Annotated in this window: 14 protein-coding genes and 2 pseudogenes; 6 read left to right on the top strand and 10 right to left on the bottom strand. The window is 69.0% G+C overall.

Annotation, left to right across the window (positions count from 1 at the left end; all coding sequences use genetic code 11):
- Positions 1-264 precede the first annotated feature (264 nt).
- A complete protein-coding gene (locus tag IEY86_RS28670) occupies positions 265-981 on the bottom strand; it encodes a hypothetical protein (RefSeq protein WP_229698841.1) in 717 nt (238 codons plus the stop codon).
- A 954-nt stretch (positions 982-1,935) separates the two neighbouring features.
- Between IEY86_RS28670 and IEY86_RS28665 the strand changes: the two genes are divergently transcribed.
- Positions 1,936-4,863, top strand: a complete 2,928-nt coding sequence (locus IEY86_RS28665) for a putative dsRNA-binding protein (protein ID WP_189134788.1) — start codon at positions 1,936-1,938, stop codon at positions 4,861-4,863.
- Between the two features lie 321 nt (positions 4,864-5,184).
- Positions 5,185-5,394 carry a DUF6243 family protein gene (locus IEY86_RS28660; protein ID WP_229698840.1) on the top strand — a complete coding sequence of 70 codons (210 nt, stop codon included), beginning with the start codon at positions 5,185-5,187 and terminating at the stop codon, positions 5,392-5,394.
- Between the two features lie 804 nt (positions 5,395-6,198).
- Here IEY86_RS28660 and IEY86_RS28655 read toward each other — a convergent pair.
- The 3 genes and pseudogenes from IEY86_RS28655 to IEY86_RS28645 form a co-directional block, all read right to left on the bottom strand.
- Positions 6,199-7,043 (bottom strand): annotated as a pseudogene (locus tag IEY86_RS28655) (IS5 family transposase).
- Between the two features lie 14 nt (positions 7,044-7,057).
- Positions 7,058-8,605: a gamma-glutamyltransferase gene (locus IEY86_RS28650; protein WP_229698839.1), complete on the bottom strand. Its 1,548-nt coding sequence runs from the start codon at positions 8,603-8,605 to the stop codon at positions 7,058-7,060.
- A 316-nt stretch (positions 8,606-8,921) separates the two neighbouring features.
- Positions 8,922-11,441 (bottom strand): hypothetical protein, encoded by a 2,520-nt coding sequence (locus tag IEY86_RS28645; protein ID WP_189134786.1) that lies wholly within the window; start codon positions 11,439-11,441, stop codon positions 8,922-8,924.
- Between the two features lie 934 nt (positions 11,442-12,375).
- Here IEY86_RS28645 and IEY86_RS28640 point away from each other — a divergent pair.
- Complete coding sequence (locus IEY86_RS28640) at positions 12,376-14,952, top strand: GIY-YIG nuclease family protein (protein ID WP_189134785.1); 2,577 nt, start codon at positions 12,376-12,378, stop codon at positions 14,950-14,952.
- Positions 14,953-15,546: 594 nt separating this feature from the next.
- Positions 15,547-16,352 (top strand): annotated as a pseudogene (locus IEY86_RS28630) (SPDY domain-containing protein).
- A gap of 216 nt (positions 16,353-16,568) precedes the next feature.
- Here the strand turns inward: IEY86_RS28630 and IEY86_RS28625 are convergent.
- The 5 genes from IEY86_RS28625 to dhaK all read right to left on the bottom strand — a co-directional run bounded on the left by IEY86_RS28625 (position 16,569) and on the right by dhaK (position 19,847).
- Complete coding sequence (locus IEY86_RS28625; RefSeq protein WP_189134784.1) at positions 16,569-16,781, bottom strand: hypothetical protein; 213 nt, start codon at positions 16,779-16,781, stop codon at positions 16,569-16,571.
- Positions 16,778-17,638: a hypothetical protein gene (locus IEY86_RS28620; RefSeq protein WP_189134783.1), complete on the bottom strand. Its 861-nt coding sequence runs from the start codon at positions 17,636-17,638 to the stop codon at positions 16,778-16,780. The genes IEY86_RS28625 and IEY86_RS28620 overlap by 4 nt, the downstream gene beginning before the upstream one ends.
- A 120-nt stretch (positions 17,639-17,758) precedes the next feature.
- Entirely contained in the window at positions 17,759-18,169 is a 411-nt protein-coding gene (locus IEY86_RS28615) for a PTS-dependent dihydroxyacetone kinase phosphotransferase subunit DhaM (RefSeq protein ID WP_189134782.1), read from the bottom strand.
- Positions 18,162-18,812, bottom strand: coding sequence for a dihydroxyacetone kinase subunit DhaL (gene dhaL, locus IEY86_RS28610; RefSeq protein ID WP_189134781.1), 651 nt, complete (start codon positions 18,810-18,812; stop codon positions 18,162-18,164). The genes IEY86_RS28615 and dhaL overlap by 8 nt, the downstream gene beginning before the upstream one ends.
- A gap of 42 nt (positions 18,813-18,854) precedes the next feature.
- Positions 18,855-19,847: a dihydroxyacetone kinase subunit DhaK gene (gene dhaK, locus IEY86_RS28605; protein ID WP_189134780.1), complete on the bottom strand. Its 993-nt coding sequence runs from the start codon at positions 19,845-19,847 to the stop codon at positions 18,855-18,857.
- 204 nt (positions 19,848-20,051) lie between these two features.
- Between dhaK and IEY86_RS28600 the strand changes: the two genes are divergently transcribed.
- Positions 20,052-20,915 carry an isocitrate lyase/PEP mutase family protein gene (locus tag IEY86_RS28600; protein ID WP_189134779.1) on the top strand — a complete coding sequence of 288 codons (864 nt, stop codon included), beginning with the start codon at positions 20,052-20,054 and terminating at the stop codon, positions 20,913-20,915.
- 172 nt (positions 20,916-21,087) lie between these two features.
- Here the strand turns inward: IEY86_RS28600 and IEY86_RS36870 are convergent, their stop codons facing one another.
- Entirely contained in the window at positions 21,088-21,456 is a 369-nt protein-coding gene (locus tag IEY86_RS36870; RefSeq protein ID WP_229698838.1) for an STAS domain-containing protein, read from the bottom strand.
- A 248-nt stretch (positions 21,457-21,704) separates the two neighbouring features.
- Here IEY86_RS36870 and IEY86_RS28590 point away from each other — a divergent pair, with 248 nt between their 5' ends.
- Positions 21,705-22,481 carry a uracil-DNA glycosylase gene (locus IEY86_RS28590; RefSeq protein ID WP_189134777.1) on the top strand — a complete coding sequence of 259 codons (777 nt, stop codon included), beginning with the start codon at positions 21,705-21,707 and terminating at the stop codon, positions 22,479-22,481.
- Positions 22,482-22,483: the final 2 nt, after the last annotated feature.

Raw genomic sequence — 22,483 nt, 5'->3', positions numbered from 1 at the left:
ATCCCACCCCGGGCGAACCGCTCCCCGGCCTCCAGCCGAATCCCTTCCCGGGCAGCCTGCCGCTCCCGCGTCAGACCTCCACCTTGCGCATACCGCATACCAACGGCGTACCGCAGGGATCACCCGCTGTCACTACCCGACATGAACCCGAAAACCTCAGTAGTCAGGTGAGGTGACCTGTCCAGGCATGCTCAAGGTCGCGCGTAAAGGGCGCTATTATTGCAAGCTCCTGCCGCTGCGTCAATGACATGCCAGGGAGTTTGTTCATGGCGCCTCGTGTGACGACTGGGGCCGTGCTGGGTTTGGAGTGATGAACACCGCGAGGCAGCGGAATTCGCTACTTGGGCCCTCAAACTGGGTGTACGGACGCCAGGCGAGCGTGTAGGCGCCTCGCAGAACTCGGGTGTTGTCCGGGAAGGAACCGCCGGCCCACAGCAAGGTGCCGCTCAGTTCGCGGCCGTGGTGGATCCGGAACTCCCCGTCCCTGGTGGGCATCCTGCGTTGCCTGGGGCGCCACAGGGCGGACTCGTTTGTGATGAGCAGGGCCAGCCCGTTCTGGTCCTCGCGGTCGCAGAAGCGTTCCAGCCTTCCTACGTCCCGCAGGAAGTCCCTACGCGCGACGTCCGGCGCGTTGTGTCCGCGCAAGGCGTACTCCTCGGGAGGAGTCCCGGCGGTACCCGACCACTGCCGGGTTACGTATTTGAATTCGATTGCCGTACGGCCCGCAGGCCCCAGGCACAGTAGGTCCACGTACTCCGAGGCGTCGCTCCCGCGCACCGGGACCTCGAGACGGCACCTGACCTCCGGCGCGACCTCACCCACGGCGAGGGCGAAACTGTGCTGGAGATCGGCCTCGGAATGGAACACCGGCCGCCGTGTGCGTAGACACGCCAGGACTTCGTCCGGCGCAGCGCTACCCGAGATCATCTCCAGGGTGGCGGGCGGGGGCGGGGGCGGGGGTATGGGTATCGGCGTGGCCACGACGCCATTGAAGACCGTGCGGCCTGTCCTTGTCAGCTGAGAGCTGATCACAGTCGACAGGAAGTCGGCCACATCGTTGGACGCCGAAGCGCTCGTGGTCCGCCGAACGCACCTTGAAAGGGGGCCGATACCGAGGATGCCGTCCCCCTTCCCCTGCTCGGTGCCCGGTTGTCCCGAGGGTCATCATCGGGACGTGAGTCAATTGGCAAGACCGCTTCCTGCGACGCTGGCGAGGGCTGCCACCCGCCAAACCCTTGACGGGCTGCCCCTGCAACCGTCACAGGCGAGGGGTTCGCGCCACAACCAATGCGTTGATGGCCAGGGTCCCGAGGACGGCAACAAGGAGCGTTGTAGCAAGCACTAGTTGGACTCGCTCCGTGACGTTACCCATCCGCAAGTAAGCCTTGCCGCAGCCGAGTTCGAAGTCACTGGCGGGGGTGGCGGCAGGGCCGCTGCCACTCGTGTTCCTGGTCATGGACGCAGGACACCGCGTCTCGGGCGGTACGTCAAATTCCGCAGTTACCGGGGCGTTCAGGTGATCGAAAATGAGTGGGTGTACCGCGACAGCTGGCTCGGTCACGCGTGTCTCTGTCGCCCGGCTGCGGACCTTGGTGACCGTCGAACCGGCGCGACGCCAGCGAATCCGCCGCAACCACCATCCGCTCAGCGGCGCTGGTGGTGGAGCGGCGGACGGCACCAGTAGCGGCAGGTGGTGGGGCCACCGGCTTCACCCCTTGCCCGCGATGTAACCCTTCCCGAACTCGCGTCCGGCGGCCTACGCTGACGGGCCAGTGCCGCCGTGATCACCGGGTCGTGAGGAGCGGCGGGAGGAGGGGACAGCAGGACCGGGGGCAGGCTGCCGCCCGTACGCAAGCACCGGGTCAGCGCACCGACGCTACCCGGGAGCGCGTGCCGGGGCCGGGCAGGGCCGCGTCACCCGGCAGGGGGAGGGCCATGAACCGCTGGGTCGGCATCGTGTCGCTGCGCGAGACCGCGCCGCCGACACCCGTGCACCGCATCGCGCTCGCCATCGATGCCGCGCGGAACCGGAGGTCGTACCAGCTGGCCGGCGAGACGGTGCCGTACGCGCGGATGCGGTCGGCGCTGCGCACGCTCGGTCAGGAACACGCACGCCACCACGAGTGGGAGCGGTACGCGTACTGCGTTGACCTGGCTGGCGACTTCTTCGACGGCGGCCACCCCCCGACCGGACTGCCCTCCTGGCTCACCAACGAACTCCAGAACCTCCTGGACGGCAGGTATGACACATCGCCAACCGGCGGGCGGAGGGCGCAGGCGGGCCCTCGGCGCACCGACTCGCGTCCTGCCCACCAGCGTCCGGTGTCCACCCGCCGGGTCCGGAACACACCCCCCGAAGCCGCCCGCCCGGCCCGGCCCGCGCGGTCGGCCCCGCCCGCGGCCGGACAGCGTCCGTCGCCCGAGCCGGTCCGGCCCTACTCCCGCGCCGAACGGCGGCTTGACGTCCACGACGTCACGTACCCGGCGCTGTGCGAGCCGCCCGTGTCGCTGGTGGGCACGTACGGGCAAGAGGTCCGCGAGATCGTGGCGAAGGCCGTGCGCGGATGGGACGCCGGCCCCGAAGTCACTGCCTGGCTCGGCCTGGCCGCCGAACACCGCAGTCATCTCTACGAGAGTCACCACGTCGACCAGGTCACACCGCACGTGCTCGGTCTGCTCGACCGGCTCGGTGCCACCGCGCTCGACGTGATTCTGCTCGACGCCTACGCGCGATGGGCGACCCCTCGGAAGGTGGGCGAACAGTCGAGCGAACACGCCCGGCGTCGTGCCGCCGCCGACCTTGCGCTCGGCGCGTGGGCTGCCAAGCAGGGGCTGGTGCGCATGGGCGCGGGGGAGGCGCAGCAGCCCGCCAGGTCCGTCTTCGAAGGAGTGGCCCGGCAGATCCTCGGCGTGCTCAGTCTTTGTGGCGAGCACGACATCGCCCAGAGGCTGGTCGCCTCCGTGTGGCCCGACCTCGACCGGCCGTCCGCGGAGACGGGAGCCGATCCCGTCACTCTGGCGCATACGGCTTTCCATAAGGAAGGACTGACCTACGACTACGACGAGGAGGGCCCGGACCACCGCAAGGTCTTCCGTGCCACTGTCCGCACCGGAACCGGCCGCATGGCGGGAGGCACCGGCCAGTCCAAGAAGGCGGCGCGGGCGGCGGCGGCACGAGCACTGCTCGACGCATACCCAAAGGTGGCTGCGGCGGGCGCCGAGCGGAAGGCGACACCCGCGAACCTGCCTACCGTGTCGCCGCTGCCCTACGCGCAGCCGGGCAACCGACATCGGGATGCCGTGAGCGACCTGGCGGCGATGTTCGAGCTTGGGCATCGCGCGGACGGGCTCCTCGCCCAAGCCCTCACCCATGCCTCCTGGGTCCACGAGAACCAGGCGGCGGCGACCGCCGCCCGCCAGCGCGACAACCACCTCCTCGCCCACCACGGCTCGCACGTGGTGAACCACCTCGCCGCCCACGTCCGCGTCCGCCAGGCCCTCGCGCACGGCCTCACCCCCGACGAGGACGAGGCACGCATCCTCACCACCTCTGACGATGACACCGCCCGGCTCGGTGCGACCCTCCAGCTCGCCGAAGGGCTGCTGACGAGCCGCGGTGAGAGCGGACAGAGCCGCACAGCGGTGTCGGACGCCACCCAGGCGGTCGTCGTCGCGGCCTGGCGCATCCACGGGCCTCGGCTGCTCAGGCGCCGGCCCGCCGTCCTCGACGACTGGCTCTCCGCCTTGGAACACCAGCACGACCCGGTGACCATCCTCGCCACCATGGCCACCACATACGGGATCGACCACGATTACACGTACGACGTCTCGGGGCCGGACCACCTGAAGAGCTTCACCGCCACGATCAGGCTGCGGGACGCTCGAGGCCGTGTGCACCGATGGACCGAGCGTCTGCCCGGAACCCCCGGGAAGCCGGAGGCGAAGAGGGCGACCGCCGAGGCCGTCCTGGACATCCTCGCCACCCCCGTCAACGGTGCCGTCGACCATCTCCCCGCCCCGGAACGGGACCTGCTCGTCTTCCTCCTGCGCGCCCAACTCGATGGCCTCGGCCAGCCGACGGAAAGGCAGCGCGCCCGCATGCTCGCCCGCGGCGACCTCGGCACCGACCTCCTCACCACCGGCGACACCGAGGCGTTTCTTGCCTGGGCAGAACGCATCCGCCAGCTGCTCGGGCCGGACGGCACAGCCGTACCGGACGCCCTGCGCGAGCTGTACCCGAAGGTCCTCGACGACACCCGACTCGGGCCTGGATCGCTCCTACGCCGTATGGCTGCCGAACCTGGATCAGACGTCGCGAGCGTGGTTCGGCGAAACGCGGCGGACGCCGTACGGCGAGCGCTGAACAGCGGGCCGCAGGCCGCCTCCGTTCGCGACGTCGTGCAGGACTGGTGGCGCGATCAGGCCCCGGCCACCGGCGTCACGGTCCGCGACGACATGCGTCAGGAGATCTTCCGCCCGCTCCCCATCCACCTCGGCGCGCTGGACGAGACCCTGAAGTGGGGCGGCGAAGCCGCCGAGGCGGCCGATACCCGCATCGACGTCGAGCTGACCGTTCAGGACGGCACGCTGCACGTCTGGCTCGGCCTCGACAAGGTGGACGTCCGGGCGGCTTGCGATGATTTCGCCCGCCTTCTGTCGCACGCCCTTCCGTACACCGACTGCCTGGTCGGTGACGACCATGTACTGCTGCGTCTGCACGGCGATCTCGAGACAGATCCACTTCATCCCTTGGCCGCCGCAGGCATGGACGCCTACGCCTCCGGGCCGAAGGACCGGCGACGGCTCATTGAGCAAGTCGCCGACGGGCCTGCGGAAGCACAGGACAAGCAGCCGTATTCGTGAGCCCGCAACCCGAGCCGGGCCACGTTCTTCACTCCGCTTCAGCGTGGCAAGGGCGTGACAGGAATGGCGCTGCAGAGCCCCCGCCGGCTCTGGAAGGAAACGGCTGCTCCTGGGCGCTCACCGAAGGCCCGGCCGACGCCGGGACGGCGAAATACTTGGTATGCGGAGCCGACGGGACCAGGTAACGTCTTGCTCATGTTCTTCCAGACGCCGATTTACGAGTGAGAGCGTGATGGGTCCCTGCTGACGTCCTTCGACGTAGCCGTGCCCGTCCCCCACCGATGAATCCGTAGATCACTTCACAACATTCCGGGAGAACCCGTGAGCAAGAACATCAACAACCCCGTGGGCATGGGCGGCGGCCAGCGCAAGAAGCTGTCCCGCGCCGAACGGCAGAACAACGGTCCGCACCGCAACCTCGACCGCCAGGGTGCCGCCGACCAGAAGGCGGAGCTGGTGCGCAAGATGCGCGAGAAGGCAGCCGCAGCCGAGGGCGCCGGGCAGACGGGCGACAACACCGTACAGAGCTGACGCACCGCCATTGCAGGGCGGCACCGCACGGGGCAAGGCCCGGACCGCGACACGTGGTCCGGGCCCTGCTGCCGTACCGGGCGCGGCCTGCCCCGCTCAGTTCTCGGCCGAGCACCCGCGTCTCAGCCGACCAACCGGGGCAGCCGCAGATACAGCAGCCCCGTCACGTCACCACCCCGAGCTGCACCCGCAGCGTCACCACCAGCGCGTTCCATGTGCCCAGCCCGGGCGACACACCGCCTCGCTGAGTTGGCCAGCGTCGACGCGCCTCAGCGGGCCTCTTCGAGTCTGAGTCGGGTGCAGTAAGCCGTCTAGAGAGGTTCGAGTGCCTCCGGCGGCAGGCCCGGTGGGCGGATGGTCGAAATCGGGTTCAGTGCATGAACTTCACCATGTCGCTGACCTGCGAAAATCACATCCCAAAGTGCGAGTGGCCCGATACGCCGAGTTGGTGCAGCCCGGTGCCGCTCATTCGCTTTCGTCGTTGGTGACGGTCTCGAAAATGGTGTCGGCACAGGCATCGTCACGGCTGATCGTCAGCGGAGCGCTGGATGCGGTCGGGCCTGACTGTCAGTGGTGCCGCATACCCTGAATGAGCACCTCAGTCGGTTACTTGTCGACGGGCCGTGTCCAGCAAGGAGGGTGGGGCGATGGCTGATCGAAAGACTGTTACGCGCCAGATGTTCATCGGTGAGAAGGGCATCGCCCTGATCGAGCGACGCTGCCTGGAGATGGGCCACCTCTTCCATCCCCGGCGCGTCGATCACGGCATCGACGGACACATCGATCTAGGGACTTTCGTTTGGATCACCGTGCGGACCAAAGAAAGATGCCTGCGATGTGGAGTCCGGCCAGGTAGATGGTGGCTGTCTTCTCGTAGCGAGTGGCGATGCCGCGCCACTGCTTGAGGCGGTTGATGCACCGCTCGACAGTGTTGCGGTTGTTGCAGGTCTCGCGGTCGAAGGCGGGCGGCCTGCCGCCCCGGCTGCCCCGTCGGAGGCGGTGTGCCTGCTGATCGGCCGGGACGGGGATGACCGCACGAATTCCGCGCTTGCGCAGGTGCTTGCGGATGGCACGGGAGGAGTACGCCTTGTCGGCCAGGACGACGTCGGGGGTGGTGCGAGGGCGACCACGCTGCCGGGGCACTCGCAGGCGGGCCATGACCTGCTCGAAGGCAGGCGCGTCACCGGCCTGTCCTGCGGTCAGGACGAACGCCGGAGGCCGGCAGCGGCCGTCGGCCACCAGGTGGATCTTCGTGGTCAGTCCGCCCCGGGACCGGCCGATGGCGTGATCGTCCGGTTCGCCGAGCGGGGCCCCCTTTTGCGGGCCCCGGCCGCGTGCTGGTGAGCGCGCACGATGGTGGAGTCCACCGAGACGGCCCAGTTGAGGTCTTCGTCGGCGTCGGCCTGAGCCATCAGCGCGGTGAACACTCGCTCCCAGGTGCCGTCGACTGCCCACATTCGCAGCCGGTTGTAGATGCCTCGCCAGTTGCCGTATTTCTCCGGCAGGTGGACCCATTGGGTTCCGGTCTGGAACTTGAAGGCGATCGCGTCGATCACCTCACGGTGGTCACGCCACCGACCACCCCGCCTCGGCGTTCGGTCCGGGAGCAACGGCTCGATCCGCGCCCACTGCGCGTCAGTCAACGGCACACCTGGACCAACGATCAGATGATCCAAACGAAACGGCCTAGGCGCGTGCGGGGGGGCAGGGCATAGCGGCTGACGGCCACGTAGGTTTCCGGCGTCGCTGCTTCGAGGAGGCTCTCGTCGCCCTCCAGGTCGAGTTCCGGCTCCTGGGGACGACGGAGAAGGTCGCTCCAGTCGCTCGCTGCACCTCGTTCGTAGGCGTCGCGGAGTAGGGGGCGCAGCCGTGGGCGGGCTTCTTCTTGCTGTTCACGGAAGATGCGCCGCTGGGTGAGTCGCTGTTCTTCCTGGGCTTCGTCGCTGAGGTCCAGGTCGGCGGGCGGCTGGTCCTCGGCGCGCAGTCCCGGGGTGCGCGGGGCGATGGCGAGGTCCTCTTCGTGGAGGCGCTCACAGGCGGCGAACAGCTTCCGGGACATGCCGAGGTGGACCTCCGTGCCCGGGATGCGGCAGCTCAGGAAATCGTCAAGGCCCACGGAACGGATTCCGACGCGCAAGGCGTGCTGTTCTGTGCCGGTTGCTGCTCCGCGGGCGTCGGCCCGCATGGCGAGAGTAAGGCTGTTGTCTTCCAGGGGCGTGGTCAGCCCGGAGCGCCGGCGGCGGGAAGTGCGGTCGGCGGCAACGGGTACGGTGCGCAGCTGCGAGGCGGGAGCCGAACGCAGTGCCAGGTAGGCCAGCATCTGGGCGCGGGCGGCACCGATGAGCGCGTCGTCGCTGTCGCCGAGGCGATCCTCCAGGTTGCCCAGGCCCGCTGCCTCGTCGTCGGCATCGGAGCCGGCAGGGGTGAGCGGCGCCTGGCCGGGGTGCAGGTCGTGGTCGATCGTGAGGAAGAGGTCATCGTCAGGCCGTACGGACGCCCCGACCAGGACGGTGCGGTGCCCGTACGCGCCGAGGGCCTTGCTGCCGGCCGCCAGCTGCGCCCACCCCTCGCGTAGTCTCCTGAGTCCCACGTCGCCGCCCTTGGCCTCGATCAGCCAGTAAAGCTCCTCCGTCTCGTGGAGCCCCCACAGGTCGGGCAGCTTCTTCTTCGGATCCTTGAACGTGTCATACAGAGCAGGGACGGGTCCGCCGAGTTCGAGGTGCTCGGTCTGGCCGAGGCCCAGCAGCGAACGGCAGGCCCACTCGGTCATCGTCATGCCCAGCCGGTAGCCGGCGGCATTCTTCGCGCTACGCTCGGTGCCGTGCGCGTAGACCGGATTCCAGGTCAGGCGCCGGCCCTTGGCCCCCGACACGGGATGCCGGGGCGTCACGGGGTGTGCGCCGAGGTAGGCGTACAGCGGGGAGACGCGGGCGACGAGTTCCCCGTGGGCGTAGCGCGGCTGGTTCTGTAGGTGCGGTGTGACGTCGCGGCCAACTTCGGTGGCGGCCTTGATGATCTCCCGCCACGTGGTGGTCGGCGCGTACCAGCCGTCGGCGGCCGGGAATCCGTCCGATCCGGTCCATGCCTTGTGCTTGGCCGTCCGCCACTGCCGCCGGGGCTTCTTATCGGGCCCGTTACGGAATAGGACTGGTATGTCGAAACTGTCGGCGTACGTCAGCGGCGGCTCGTCGGGGACGTGTGCGGGGATCATGCGGATCACTCTGGCACGGCCCCAGACCTCTCCCGGCCCCGGGTGCCGAGCCGTCTGCGGGGCCGTGACGGGGGTGATCCGGCCGTCGACAAGACCTGCGTCCGAGGTGGGGATCGGGCAGTTTGTCCCGTCTCACCGAAGGTTGAGCGTGCTCACCGAACTTTGACTGCCTCGGTCGGGTCTGCCCACTCTCGGCACGTGGCTGAACCAGCCGCATGACCGCCCGGTCACGCGGCTGGTGAGAACAGGAGGCGGGCTCCTCAACTGCCTTGAGGAGCCCGCTGGCACATGCCGGTCTCGGGTTCTACCGCGCCGGTCAGACCTGAAGGATCAGCGCTTCCACCTGTTCGAGCGTCGTCACGCTGGCCTGGGCCGCGGCCCGGACCTTCGTCAGCTTCTCCATCCACTCGATCCGCTGCTCGGCCGGGAGCGCGTCCTCTCCGAGCTGGACTCGCAAACGGTGCGCCTCTTCGAAATCCGTCATCAGGGTGTGGGCGGAGTCCACGGCCTGCTGGTAGCCGCTCTCGACGAGTTCCACCCGGGCGGGCAGCTCCCGGCGCAGCGTGGCCAGCTGGTCGTGCGGGTCGGCTGGCGGAGCGCCGTTCACGGTGGCAGTGGGATCCGTGCTGGTCCCGGCCGTGGGGGACGTGGTGGTGCTTCCGGGGCTGCCCGGGGCCGGGCGGCCGAGCTCCACGGGGAACGTCTCGTCGAACCAAGCCTTGTCCGCGACGCAGCGGGTGGGCCGGCCCTCGGTGTCAGGAGCGATCACCATCCCCGCGGTGATCGGCGTCCGGCCCTCCACCCAGTGCCGCTCCCCATAGCAGACCAGGGGCTCACCGGCTTCCGCCTCGGGCGGCTGCGTCGCGTCCGGGTGCTCCAGCACGGCCTTCGCGAACGCGAGGAGGAGTGCCCGGCTGATGTTCGGGGCGCCGGTTGCCGTGTACGCCAGGGTGAGGGCGGCGAGGGCGCTCTTGGGGGTGCGCCGCACACCCTTGCGTCCTTCGCCTGCCTCGCTGCCCTGGCCGGCGGTGATGAACGGCTGCGGAGCGTGGATTAGCGCCGGTGCCATGCGCTGGACGAGGGCGGCCCAGGCGGTCGCGTCACCGGCCTCTGCCCTGAGGAGGAGCACCTTGAGTGACCGCGGGTCCTGCCCGGCGCCCTTGGCGGTCTCGGGGACGCCGAAGAAGCCGAGGGCGGAGAGGATGTTGCCCCGGTGCAGGAACAGTTGGGCGATGGCGGCGGACCACAGGCGGGTGCGTGCCTCTGCTGTCTTCGCCTTGGTCTGGCTCCACGCCGGCTCTTGCAGCGTGCCCCTGACGATCGGCCAGAAGCGCCCAGTGTCGCGGACGGTGCGTGCGGTCGGCCGCTTCGGGGTCTCGGGCGGGATCTCGGGGAACACGAGTGCGGTGATGGCGCGCACCGCGATGTCGCGGAGCACGGTGGGGGAGACGTCGTCGCCCGCGGGCACGAGCGGCTCGAGCGGGTCGAGCGGTCCGTTGGCGGTCAGCGCGTCGCGTACCCCGACCAGGTCGAGGAGGTCCGCGCCGCGCGCGTCGGGGAACGCCTCGGCGAGCGCGTCCGCGAGGAGCGATTCCCTGGCGTAGGCGTCGACGAGCGTTGCGAACAGGGCGATCAGGCGTGCGTCCTCGTCGTAGGGCTGGATGCCGCGCAGGTGGTCGTTGACGTTCAGCGTCCGCAGGACGTGTTCCAGGGCCGCCGGCTTGGTGCAGCCGATCACGATCTCCGCGGAGACCGTGGCGATCTTCTGGGCCCGGACCGACGGTTCGGTCGCCTCCATCTCCGGCTTGGCAGCGGCCTCGTTGAGCCGGTCGGAGAGGCGGTTCAGGATCTCCCGCTGGCTCAGCAGCAGCAGCTCGGGATCGGCCTTCTTGCCCTTCGGCATGGGCAGGAGGGACTGGGGCATCCCCGTGACCAGGTGTTCCGGACGCACCCGGAAGATGTTGAGACGGGCCAGTGCACGGTTGTTCCCGGTCACGGCGGCCAGCCGCCACAGCTTCGACACCGTGCCGTCGGGGCGGGTGATCTGCCACTGCTGCAGGACGTTCATGCCCTTGGAGAGCTGGCCCGCGTCCACGAGGGACTCGGCCAGGTCGTAGCCGCGGGTCTTGCCGGCACGCTCCAGATTCTCGGCGGCGTACCGCTGCATGTGGACGGCCACCTCGTACGGCTGCTCGGCGAGAGCGAGCGCCGCCTTCGGCTCCCCGTCCTCCTCCGCGGCCCGGACCACAGGACGCGGCCGCCGGCCGCCGAGGGCGGTGAGGAGGGCCTGGCGCTCGCCTTCGAGTTCCATCACTCGGCGCTCGGCGTCCTCGTGCTTCTGCGTGGCCGCCGCCAGGGCCTGCGCGGCGTACGTGTCGTCGCCGGCCGCGCGGCGGCAGCTCTCCCGCTCCTTCTCCGCAGTCTTCTCGGCCTTCCTGGCCTCGTGCAGCGCCAGCTCGGCGGCGATGAGGTCCTTGACGCGCTGGCTGGCCTCAGCAACGGGCGGCGACCAGCAGCCGACGGTGCGGTCGTTGAGGTCCCACGGGACCACCGCACCACCATGGACGTCACACATCAGCAGGAGTACCTGCTCGTCCCCGGCCTGCACGAGACGGTAAGCCGAGGGCTTGAGTACCTTCTTGTTGCTCCGGCTGGCGATCAGGCCCTTGATCTCGGTGTCCGGGAGAGCGGTGGCCAGCCCCTCGGTGATCGCCTGCCGGGGAGGCGGTACGACCCCGAGTTCCGCGCAAGTGTTCTCGATGGCGTCCGCGAGATTCCGGCCCCAGGCGTCGGTGCCGATGTGCGGGAAAATGCCATCAGGTCGTTTCGCGACCATGGTGTTGTCCTTCCACCCGGGCCTGCCGGGCCAACACAGAAACTCCCGTCCCTCGGGAGCGTGTCACGCGCCCGAGCGCCGAAGCCTCGTGCCGACGAAGAACGGGCCAGCACCCTGCAGAAGCGTGCGGCGGTCCTCGCCCCGTACGGCCCACCTGCCAACGCCCGAAGAACGATCAGCCCCAACAACGCCTCGGTGGCGTCTGGACGTCTCGCAGCTTGCTCCTGCTCCGCCGACGGCGGCATGAGGCGGACGCCGGTGATGAGCCACCGACGTGCACCACGGAATCTGCCACCCGCGCCCGCGCAATGCCGAACTAGTACGGCGGACTTTCATTAGATCAGGTGAATTAGCAACCAATTGTGCTGCTCTCAGGCCGATTTGAGGTATCGCATGACAACGGAGCGGTGTCAGCTGGCGAGCCGGGCGAGGTTCTGACCTGCGGGCCGTCGGTGGTGAGCAACTCCGGCCTGCGCGGTACCTCTGGCTCAGTAGGCCCGCAAGGCGGTCAGAGTTCGGTGAGAACGCTCAACCTTCGGTGAGACGAGACACAGTTGTCTCCTGTCATTCGATCGAGGCGTTTGGCAGCGAACCCAGTCGTGGGGGCTTCCTGCACCGCCACGTGCCGACTCCACGCCGAAGAGGTCAATGGGAACGGCACCATGTCCTGTCGGCGCAGGTCTTGTCAGTGGCACCTCATACACTCCGCTGATGCGACAGCCAAGGATGATGAGCACCCTGGCCCTGGCCCTCCCAGACACCAGAGCTCACGGGTACGGCGTCTGCAAGGTCGCCCGCAGATCCAGTAGATCAACGGCACCATGCGCCAGAAGCGCTTCCGCGAGGTGGGACGGTCTCCGTTACGGATCTCGGAGAGGGTTCCACTATCGTCCGTGTCAACAGGGGGATTAGAGCTGTGCCTTCCGCTACTGGCTTGACTGACTTGCGCGAGCAGTGGATCCAGAAGATCTGCACGAGGATCGCCACCTCGAGCGGCCGCCACCCGTTGCTAGATCCGGCGCGAATCGTCGGCGACACGAGCGATCTGGATCTGATACGGGCCCTTCTGGTTCTGCAGATCGCCGTCTTGGACGCGGGTGGCCGATCTACCGCGCACATCACCGGACTCCTGGCCGAGCACCCGGTCTTCGCCGATCCCAAGCCCGACACAGATCAGTTTGCCAGCCTGGTCAAGCATGTCCGCCAGCGTGTGGAATACGACGGAGTAACTGGTTCCGTCCTGCTGTTCGGCCTCGGCCTACGTGCCGAGGACTTGGAAAGCGCGTATGCCCTTCTCCTGGACCCCTGGTTCCGTCGGCGTTCCCGCGCGGCCACCACTGCCCAGGTAGTCAGAGACCTGGCCCGGCACTGGGGCGTGGAAGCCTCTCGCAAGGTAGAAGCTGCGGTGCCTCGCTCACTCGCACCTCTGGAGGCGTGCTCCGACACCATCTGGTCCCGGCTGAAAACGGAGCCCGACACTCGTGTCCAGCATGTCGTGTCACGTGTCCTATTCGGGAAAGGCAACGAGGCTCAAGAGCTATGGATGAAGCAGTTTCCAGCCCGCGGTGTCAGGCATCTCTGGGAGCTGGGCTCACAAGCGGCCACCTGCACCGCAGCTAGAGGGTACTTTCGCGAGGCGATCCGCCACCCCCGGCTGAACTATGCTCAGCGGTCGGTCATCACCCGCGCCTTGGACGTGGTCGACGAGCAACTCGAGGCGCTCGCCAAAGCGATAGGTTGCCTTAGCGCCACCGAGCGCGACCTGCTACGGCCCCGTACACAGCAGGAGCGCTTCCAGGACGCCTGCATCCTGACCTTCCTGAACCGGTCGCTCCACTTCCGAGACAGCTACCCCGTTAGCTCCTGTGTCCCCGACGCCCAGGCGGTACACGGCACATACGGCCCTCTGCCCTGGTGGAACATCATCGTACGAACCGGGGAGGAGACGGAGGCCGCCCGCGCCGCACTCAGCGAGGGAGTGTTGCCCCTCGGTTTCGAGAGGGATCCCGGACACGCGAGTCGACTTCTGCTCATCTGCCGCAAGCCCAGAACGAAGTCCCTGGGTATGCGCGCTCACTTCGTCTTCGACCTGGACAACCCAGCCCACGCCTGCGAGCTGCTCCTCATAGCGAAGAGCTCCGGCGTCCCCATCGACCTCTATGCCGAATCACACAACGAGCAAGACGAATGGGACATCGAGTCCACTCACCTGGGCACGCTGTACGCGCTCATCGGCCCGGAACTCGCTGGCCTGGTCACGGAAGGGGCCATCGAAGCACTGACACGATCCTTGCCGGGCGCCCGTGACAGTGACCTCGACGAGCATGAGGGGATTGAGCCGCTCGTGGAGGCGTTGCGGCGTCTGCCCCCCGCGGAGGTCCAGCACTTCTCCTCGGGACGGCACATCACCGCATCGTCTCATCGCGACCTCGAAGGCGGGGTCGTAGCGCTGAAGGCCGACCCGCCGGTCGAGCTCTCTGGATTCTCCAGGGGCACCAAGAAGCGCCAGCAATCCAGCGGCTCGCGGGAGACGCGCACCAGGACTTCCCTGCCTCCCCCTCGGACGACTGGATTCGTGTACGTCCAGCGGAATCCTGCCTTCCCGGACATGCTTAAGATCGGCTACTCGGACCGGCTCGCAGAGGACCGCGCGAAGGAGCTGTACGGCACATCGGTCCCCTTCCCTTACGAGGTGCTCTTCAGGGCTCTCTCGTCCCGCCCTGAAGACGTGGAACGGGCTGTCCATCGCCTCCTCACTGCCCAACGGGTCAACGCAGACAGGGAATTCTTCCGTGTCACCCTTGAGACGGCTATCGAGGCGATCCGCCATTGCCAGGGTGAGGCAACCGGGATCACCACCTGGGAGCCGACACCTGCCATTCATCGCCTGCGCGCGGACGACCGAGTCGTCCTGCCACTGAGAGCCGGGCAGTTGTTCGCGCTCACGGCATACCCCCATCTGCTCAGTTCGTCCGCCGAGGTCCTTGACTTCTGGCAGGCCCACGCGGACGGTGATCTACTGGAAATTCACGCCACGCGCGACCCCGGGCATGTGGCCGGCATCAGCGACAACGATCCCGGTGCATTCGAGGACCCCGTTCCATTCCTCAATAGGGAAAAAACCGCACGGAACGGCATGCTCCACGGTCGGGAACGCCTGGTCGCTGGCGACCGGCTGATCTGGTTCTCGGACGAAGAGGGGCCGACCGACGCCCGCGGCGTCGTCTTCGAAGCGGACGCCTTCTGCCAGGTCACCTACCGGACGGCAGCCATCCGACGCGGCCCGCTAGGAGTTCCTCTCCTGCTGAACGACCTTGACCGGGACATCCCCGACGCCATGGGAACACTCGTCAGGGACGTTCTCGTACTAGACCCACCGCGCAGCTGGGCGCCCCGGAACCCTCAAGAAGAAGACGGGTGGGCGGTAGCGGCCACGGATCCCCAGCCGCCCGAGCGCTGGCTCCCCCAACTCGAACGACGGCGCAGGAACGTGCGCCGAGACCGATCCTGAACACCGTGATGCACAGGAGCCAGCTCGACGTGAACAATCCCAGCGTACGCACTGAATCTCTGTCAGATCCCAAGCAAACCCGGCAAGTTCTTTTGCCAACCGATCCCGGTCGGCGCAGGTCAGCGGGACTCCAGCGACTAACGTCACCCCCAAGGACAAACTGCCGTCCGTCGACGACGAATCCTCCCTCCGGGGAACTGCCCCTGCCATCCCTTCAGTCGCCATACTCGCGGCACTGGCGCTGCGGGAGGTCCTACTCGATCATCTGCCAGTGAAGTTAGTCCCTGCAGGTCAGCGCCTTCATTTGGACTAACTTCGATGTCGACGGACAACAGTTCGCCGGGGGCAGACAGGAAAGATCGCGGAAAGACTGGCCAAGGAGTGCGAGGGCATGTCAACGTAGACGACCTTGCAAGAAACCCCAGGTCAGAGAGGTGATTGCCCGTGACCGTAGCCTCCGCGGGCCCCGGTTTCTCCACCACCGTCGAAGCCCTGCGACTGCGGGAGTGGCAGCTCGGCCCCGGCCAGCCGACCCTGGTCATGGACCAGTTTTCCGCCGAGGACTTCCACCTGATCGTCGATGACCGCGCGGACGTGCACGTCAGCTCGAAGGACGGCCCTTTCTACCTCGGCTGGTTCCCGCTCGGCCACCCCGGCACGGACGGCGAGGAATGGAAGATCGCCGTCACCGGCACCGCCCAGGTCCGCGGCTACCACCTGTCGTTCGATACCGAAACGCCGATCGTCCGCGGACGGCACGAGCCGGAGGAGGCACCGGAGGACCGCCAGGTCCTGCGCAGCACCGTCCTGCACATCAGCCCAGACGCCCTGCGATGGGCCCAGTGGGGCCTGGCGGACGAGCCGTTCCACCTGGGAGAGCTGCCGATCGCCTGGCAGATCTCCGCCCGCGCCGAGGCGAGCAGCCCGCTCGCCCAGTGGTCGGCCTACTTCACCCGCGAGGTCCCCGGCGAGGCGGGGGCCGACTTCCTCGTCGCGCTCGACGCAAGCGACCGGCCCACCGTGCCCCTCGCCGGAGCCGAGTTGGTCCTCGACACCGTCGCCGCCCACGGATGGTTCCGCGACATCGACCAGCCCCAGGCGGCAGCGACGGACCCGACGTTCACCTCGCACATCAGCCTCGGCGAGGTCCGCCCCTCATCCAGGACGCCGACCCGCACGCCCTGGCGGCCGAGGCCGACGAGACGGGACCGGCCGGATGGCAGGCATGGGCCGAGCCCGCGCTCGGCGCACCCTGCCTGTGGGCGGCCTCCTTCGCCGCCAGCGTCCCGCACGACCTCGTCGCCGCCTTCGCCGCCTCCCTCAGCTCGACCGCACCGGTCCTGCGCAGGGTGCTGCCCGAGGCCACCCAGGAGCGCCTCGTGCGCGCGCCGGCCATCTAACGTCCCGCTCGTATCTCTCAACAGTCCCAGTCCGGCACCCTCCCAGTTGGGGGTGCCGGACTTTCTTGCTTCTCGGGTGAAGTAGCCGTTCGGTCTCCGATGCCCAGGATGGTTTGCCGCCCTGTGACGGAACGATGCAGGATGCGGCAATGCAGACCAGCCCCGGCGCCCTTGCCGGGGCGCCAGCCTCAACCAGGTTGTCGGGGAGGCCGGTCGTCAGCCGTCGCGGCGGCGCACGGCCCAGAGCCCGGCGTCGTACGCCATCGCGCCGAGCGCTAGAACCACGAGCGGGGACGCTGCGGGAACGGCGCTGTGAACCAGGGCCGTGCCTTGCATCGTGGTGCAGGCCGGGAGGTCCGGAAGGGTGATCCGCAGCACCACCTCCCGATGCCCGGCCGAGCGCGACGGAGCGGGAGTGGGGGCGCTCACCGGTCGTTCCCCATACCGGCCCCGGTCTCCCGGGAGTGGCCGGTGAGCTGGTTGGCATGCCGCTTTACCTTCCGGCGGACCTGCTCGCCGACGACCTCCGGCTGTGGGACGCCGGCGACCCGAGCGGCTTCGGGCCAGCTGTTGACCCCTGGGCGGCTGCGTGCGATGGTCACCGCCTGATCTTCCTCGGAGAGAGCCTCCAGGATCTCGATCAGGCGCGGGTCGTCGAAGCCCTCGAAGCTGGTGTCGGCCGCGGGCTGCCCGGAGAGCACGTCGTACAGAGTCATCCCGTCGCCGAGCGGGACGTCGAGCAGTCGCACGCGCTCCCGGTTGGCCTGGCGGAGCCAGATCGGCTTGAGCTGCCCGTTGATGACCCTGGCCTCGGCCAGGAACTGGTCCACCGCGCCGGGGGAGAACTGGCCTTCGTTGTAGAGCGAATCTGCCCAGTTGCCGAGCAAAGCGGTGGAGACCGGCTCACTCCATCCGCTCCGCCGTCCCAGCCCTTCCGAGACGAAGGCGCGGAGCGCGGCCCGATCCCCGGTGCGCGCGGCCTCGCGGGCGTTCATGGCCCGGACCGCATCGGGCACCGGGACGCCCACCGCCCGGAACCCGGACTCGATCGTCTGGTTGTCCGGGTGGTTGGGCTTGAGCACCGCCATGCCGGTGGCGGTGGTGATCATCGTGCGAGGAGTGCCGCGGTCGAACGGCTCAGGCAGTTCGAACGTACCGTCCAGGTCGAGGACGACGGTCCCGTTGGCGCGGACCAGCCCGTCGATCTCCCTGCCGTTCAGGGGCGCCGGGTCCAGGCCCATGGAGGCGAAGTCGTCCAAACGTATCGGGGGGCCTCCGACGGTCATGCCCGGATGCAAGGGTTCGCCGAGGCCGGACGGGGAGGGCCGCGACGACGTCCCGGGAGGCGGCCGCGCGGCCGGGCCGGGGCGCACGGGATCCCCCGGCCCGGCCCGGCAGCGCGGGGCCTATGCCTTGCGGTACTCGTAGGCCTCCTTGGCCGCGGTGGCGACCGCGTCCAGGGAGGCGCCCGTCGAGGCGGTGACCACGGCGGCCACCGCGCCCTCGACGAACGGGGCGTCCGCCAGCACCACCTGGTCCGGCAGCTCGTCCCCATCGGCGAGCAGCGCCTTCACCGTGAGCACGGCGCTGCCCAGATCGGCGAGCACCACCACGCCGGCGCCCTGGTCGACCTTGCGGGTGGCCTCGATGATGGCCTCCGAGCTGGTGCCGAACCCGCCGTCGGCGTCACCGCCCGCGGCCGCCACGGGGGCCACGGGGTCCCGCCCGGCCAGTCCCCGTGCCAGCTCGGCCGTGCTCGATGCCACGTCGTTGCTGTGGGAGACCAGCACCACGCCGACCAGACCCGAGTCACTCATCGGCGTCACCCTTCGCCGTGCGGGCGAACGCGTCGATCAGCAGGGCGATCGACGTCGCTCCCGGATCCTGGTGCCCGATGCTGCGCTCGCCCAGGTAGCTCGCCCGGCCCTTGCGGGCCTGCAACGGGATGGTGGCGGCCGCTCCCTCGTCCGCGGCGGCGGCCGCGGCGGCGAGTGCCTGCGTCAGACCGGCACCCGAGTCGAGCGCCGCCCCGTACGCCTGCACGGAGGGCACCATCGCGTCCAGCATCGTCTTGTCCCCGGGGGCCGCGCCGCCGAGCTCGCTCACCGCGTCCACCGCGGTGAGCAAGGCGTCCCGCAGCTGTTCGGGGGTGACATGATCCGCGTCGCCGAGCGATTTGCCCGCCCGGCGCAGCGCGGTGCCGTACAGGGGTCCCGACGCCCCGCCCACTTTGCTGATGAGCTGGCGGCCGACGCCGACCAGCACCCCGCCGGGGGTGTCCGGCGGCTCCTTGGCGACGGCGTCGGACGCGGCGTTGAACCCGCGCCGCATATTGATGCCGTGGTCGGCGTCGCCGATCGCCGAGTCGAGCTCGGTCAGCCGGTCGCCCTCGCGGTCCATCACCTCGGTGGCGGCGGCAAGCCACCGAAGGAAGAACGCGGCGTCGAGAACGGGGTCCATGGAACTCCTATCGGTCGTGGTCGCGGTTGTGGCCGCCCGACTTCACATGCCCCAGCGCAGCGCCGGTGTGTTCACCGGCGCGTCCCACAGGCGCACCAGCTCGTCGTCGGCGCGGCACAGCGTGATCGAGGCTCCCGCCATGTCGAGGGAGGTCACATAGTTGCCCACGAGGGTGCGCGCCACCTGGACCCCGCGCTCGCCGAGGATGCGGTGCACCTCGGCGTTGAACAGGTACAGCTCCAGCAGCGGGGTGCCGCCCATGCCGTTGACCAGCGCCAGCACCGGTCCGCCCGGCGGCAGGTCGTCGAGGATGGCGTCGAGGGAGAACTCGGCGATCTCACGGGCCGTCATCATCTTGCGCCGCTCACGGCCGGGCTCGCCGTGGATCCCGATGCCGAGTTCGAGCTCGTCGGAGGGCAGGTCGAATGTCGGGCTGCCCTTGGCCGGGGTGGTCACGGCGGTCAGCGCCACGCCGAAGGTGCGCGAGGACTCGTTGACCTTCCGTCCCACGGCGGCGACCTGGGCGAGCGGCGCGCCCTCCTGCGCCAGAGCGCCCGTGATCTTCTCCACGAACAGCGTGGCCCCCGTGCCGCGCCGCCCGGCGGTGTACAGGCTGTCGGTGACGGCCACGTCGTCGTCCACGAGGACCTGCTCGACCTCGACGCCGTCGTCCTCGACGAGTTCGGCGGCCATCTTGAAGTTGAGGACGTCGCCTGTGTAGTTCTTGACGATGTGCACCACTCCGGCGCCCGCGCTCACGGCGGCGGTGGCGGCGGCCATCTGGTCGGGTACGGGCGAGGTGAACACCTCACCGGGGCACGCGGCGTCGAGCATGCCGTGGCCCACGAACCCGGAGTGCAGGGGCTCATGTCCGGTTCCCCCACCGGAGACGAGCCCGACCTTGCCGGCGACGGGGGCGTCACGTCGCACGACCACACGCTTCTCGGTGTCCACGGCCAACTCGGGATGGGCGTCGGCGAGCCCGCGCAGGGCGTCGGCGACCACGGTGTCCGGGCCGTTGATCAGCATCTTCATGTCTGCCTCCAAGTGAGCTTATCAGCTCATGTTGTTTTTCGAACACGTGACGTTCGAGCGACACAGGTGTACGCAGTCCAGGTGTGCGGTGTGTCTGCTTTGCGAACTCTTGGTCTTCTGTAAACCTTGGCGGCGTCGAGCCGCCGGCTCTTTCCGATCGTGTTCCCGGTCGTGCGCGAAAACCCTTTTCGAGAAGGAGGACAGATGCGCCACGGAAGCATCCTGCGCGAGGAGATCTTAGCCCCGGGCACCAGCCCGCTGATCGGTATTTACGATATGTATTCGGCGTCCATCGCGGCCCGGCACTACAACGGATTCTTCGTTTCAGGATTCGGGTTCGCGGCCTCGCACTACGGTCTTCCCGATATCGGATTCATCGCCTGGCCGGACATGGTCGGCTTCGTCGAGCGCCTGCGCCTGGCCTTTCCCACGCACCACCTCCTGGTGGACATCGACGACGGCTACGTCGATCCGGAGGTCGCCTGCCACGTCGTGCAGCGCCTGGAGCGGATCGGGGCCTCCGGAGTGATCCTGGAGGATCAGAAGCGCCCGCGCCGGTGCGGACACGCGGACGGAAAGCAGGTCCTCCCCTTGGAGGAGTACCTCGACAAGCTGGAAATGGTGCTGAAAAGCCGCCGCGACCTCGTTGTCGTCGCCCGTACGGACGCGACGGAGGACGAGGACATCCTGCGACGGGCGGCGGCTCTGGCCGAGACCGACGCGGACGTGGTCCTCGTGGACGGAGTGCGCAGCGTCGAGTGGATCCACCGCATCCGGCGGGTCCTGGGCGGCAAGCCGCTGCTGTTCAACCAGATCGCCGGGGGCAAGTCCCCGAGGCTGTCGCTGACGGAGCTGGCGGAGCTCGGAGTGGATGTCGCCATCTACAGCACGCCCTGCCTGTTCGCCGCGCACACGGCCATCGACTCGGCGCTGATCGAGCTGAAGTCCTCGGACGGCCGCCTTCCCGACACGCGCGCGGGTGGGACCATCGGAGTGAAGGGTTCGACGGAACTGCTCGAGAAGAATCTCAGCAGGCATCACGGGACGCGTCACACGCTGTGCGTTTGATCGTCCGTCGCGGGTCGGGTGAATTCGGTGCGGCGATATCGGTGCGGGACCGTCACGGGCACCTCGACACGGACAGAGAACGTCACGGAGGCATCGCCACGGCGCACGGAAGAATTCTCCCCATGGGTTTACGGGCCAGGGATATGAATTCACCGCGGGCGCACTCCCGCTGTCACGCGGGAATGGAACCCAGGCTCGCCTGGGCCTCGGCCACCGTCGTGTACAAGGGGAATACCTGGTCCAGGCCGGTGAGGTGCACGACCCTGGCCACCGCGCTGTTGGCACAGGCCAGCGCGAGGACCGCGCCGGCGGCCGTGCACCGCCGGTGCGCCGCGAGCAGCGCGGTTATCCCGCTGGAGTCGCAGAACTCGAGGCCGGCCAGGTCGAGGACGAGGAGCCCGCCCTCTGCCGTCGGCAGTTCCTCCAGGGCCCGGCGCAGCTGGGGGGCGGTGTCGTGGTCGAGTTCGCCTTCGACGCTCACCACACAGGATCGCGGTCCGCGCCGGGTCCTGAGGGTCAACTCGGGGAGAGGACGGGTCACTGGAGGCTCCTGCGAAGCTGCCACGGAGGCAGGACGGATACGGTCACGGCGGGTGCGTCGGTGCTCATCGCGGTGGTCGGGGCTCCTTCGGTGGTCAGGCCCCCTGGTTTCCCCACTCGTGCGTCTCAAACGTCCTCGTCCGGCAAGTGCGGGCGCACCGGGGCCGCGTGGGGCGCGATCCGGTCCCGCGAACGGGTAGGAATGCGCCATGGGGATGTCCGGGGGCGGCGGCCGAGGACAGGTGTGAGATGAGCGACGACGAGCGGGACGCCATGCCACCGCGCCCCGACGACGCGGACTTCCCCGCCCGCCGTGGACCCCACTGCGACGGGCTCGAGGAGCTGGACGCGGCCGTGGCCACCTGCCGGGCGTGCCCTCGTCTGGTGGCCTGGCGGGAGGAGGTCGCCGCCGTCAAGCGCAGCGCCTTCAGCGAGTGGGACTACTGGGGACGGCCGGTGCCCGGGTTCGGGCCCGGGGACGCCGTGCTGGCGATCGTCGGGCTGGCTCCGGCCGCCCACGGGGGCAACCGCACCGGCCGCATGTTCACCGGGGACGCCTCCGGTGACGTTCTCTACGCCGCCCTGCACGCCGTCGGTCTTGCCTCCCGTGCCGCCTCCACGCACATCGGCGACGGTCTGGAGCTGCGCGGGGTCCGGATCACCGCTCCGGTGCACTGCGCCCCCCCGGCCAACAGGCCCACCCCGGCCGAGCGGGACACCTGCCGCGCCTGGCTCGCCCGTGAACTGCGCCTGCTGCGCCCCACCCTGCGAGCGGCCATCGCCCTCGGTGCCTTCGGCTGGCAGTCGCTCCTGCCGGTGCTGGCCGACGCCGGGTGGCAGGTGCCGCGTCCCCGCCCCGCCTTCGCCCATGGCGCCGAGGTCCGGCTCCCGGCCACCGACGGCGGCCGGGAGCTGTACCTGCTCGGCTGCTACCACCCGAGCCGCCGGAACACCTTCACCGGCAAAGTCACTGCGTCGATGATCGAGGAGGTCCTCCGGCGCGGCGCCGCGATTGCCGGGCTGTGACC

Origin of the sequence: Wenjunlia tyrosinilytica (genome assembly GCF_014646055.1) — a bacterium.
GTDB lineage: Bacteria > Actinomycetota > Actinomycetes > Streptomycetales > Streptomycetaceae > Wenjunlia > Wenjunlia tyrosinilytica.
The sequence above is the reverse complement of the archived record's forward strand: the minus strand, read 5'-3'. Positions and strand labels throughout refer to the sequence as shown.

Coding starts and splice junctions, on each gene's coding strand:
- IEY86_RS28615 (WP_189134782.1), bottom strand. CDS start 18,169: ATGAGTGACTCGGGTCTGGTCGGCGTGGTGCTGGTCTCCCACAGCAAC.
- IEY86_RS28645 (WP_189134786.1), bottom strand. CDS start 11,441: ATGGTCGCGAAACGACCTGATGGCATTTTCCCGCACATCGGCACCGAC.
- IEY86_RS28620 (WP_189134783.1), bottom strand. CDS start 17,638: ATGACCGTCGGAGGCCCCCCGATACGTTTGGACGACTTCGCCTCCATG.
- IEY86_RS28665 (WP_189134788.1), top strand. CDS start 1,936: ATGAACCGCTGGGTCGGCATCGTGTCGCTGCGCGAGACCGCGCCGCCG.
- dhaK (WP_189134780.1), bottom strand. CDS start 19,847: ATGAAGATGCTGATCAACGGCCCGGACACCGTGGTCGCCGACGCCCTG.
- IEY86_RS28600 (WP_189134779.1), top strand. CDS start 20,052: ATGCGCCACGGAAGCATCCTGCGCGAGGAGATCTTAGCCCCGGGCACC.
- IEY86_RS28590 (WP_189134777.1), top strand. CDS start 21,705: ATGAGCGACGACGAGCGGGACGCCATGCCACCGCGCCCCGACGACGCG.
- dhaL (WP_189134781.1), bottom strand. CDS start 18,812: ATGGACCCCGTTCTCGACGCCGCGTTCTTCCTTCGGTGGCTTGCCGCC.
- IEY86_RS28650 (WP_229698839.1), bottom strand. CDS start 8,605: ATGATCCCCGCACACGTCCCCGACGAGCCGCCGCTGACGTACGCCGAC.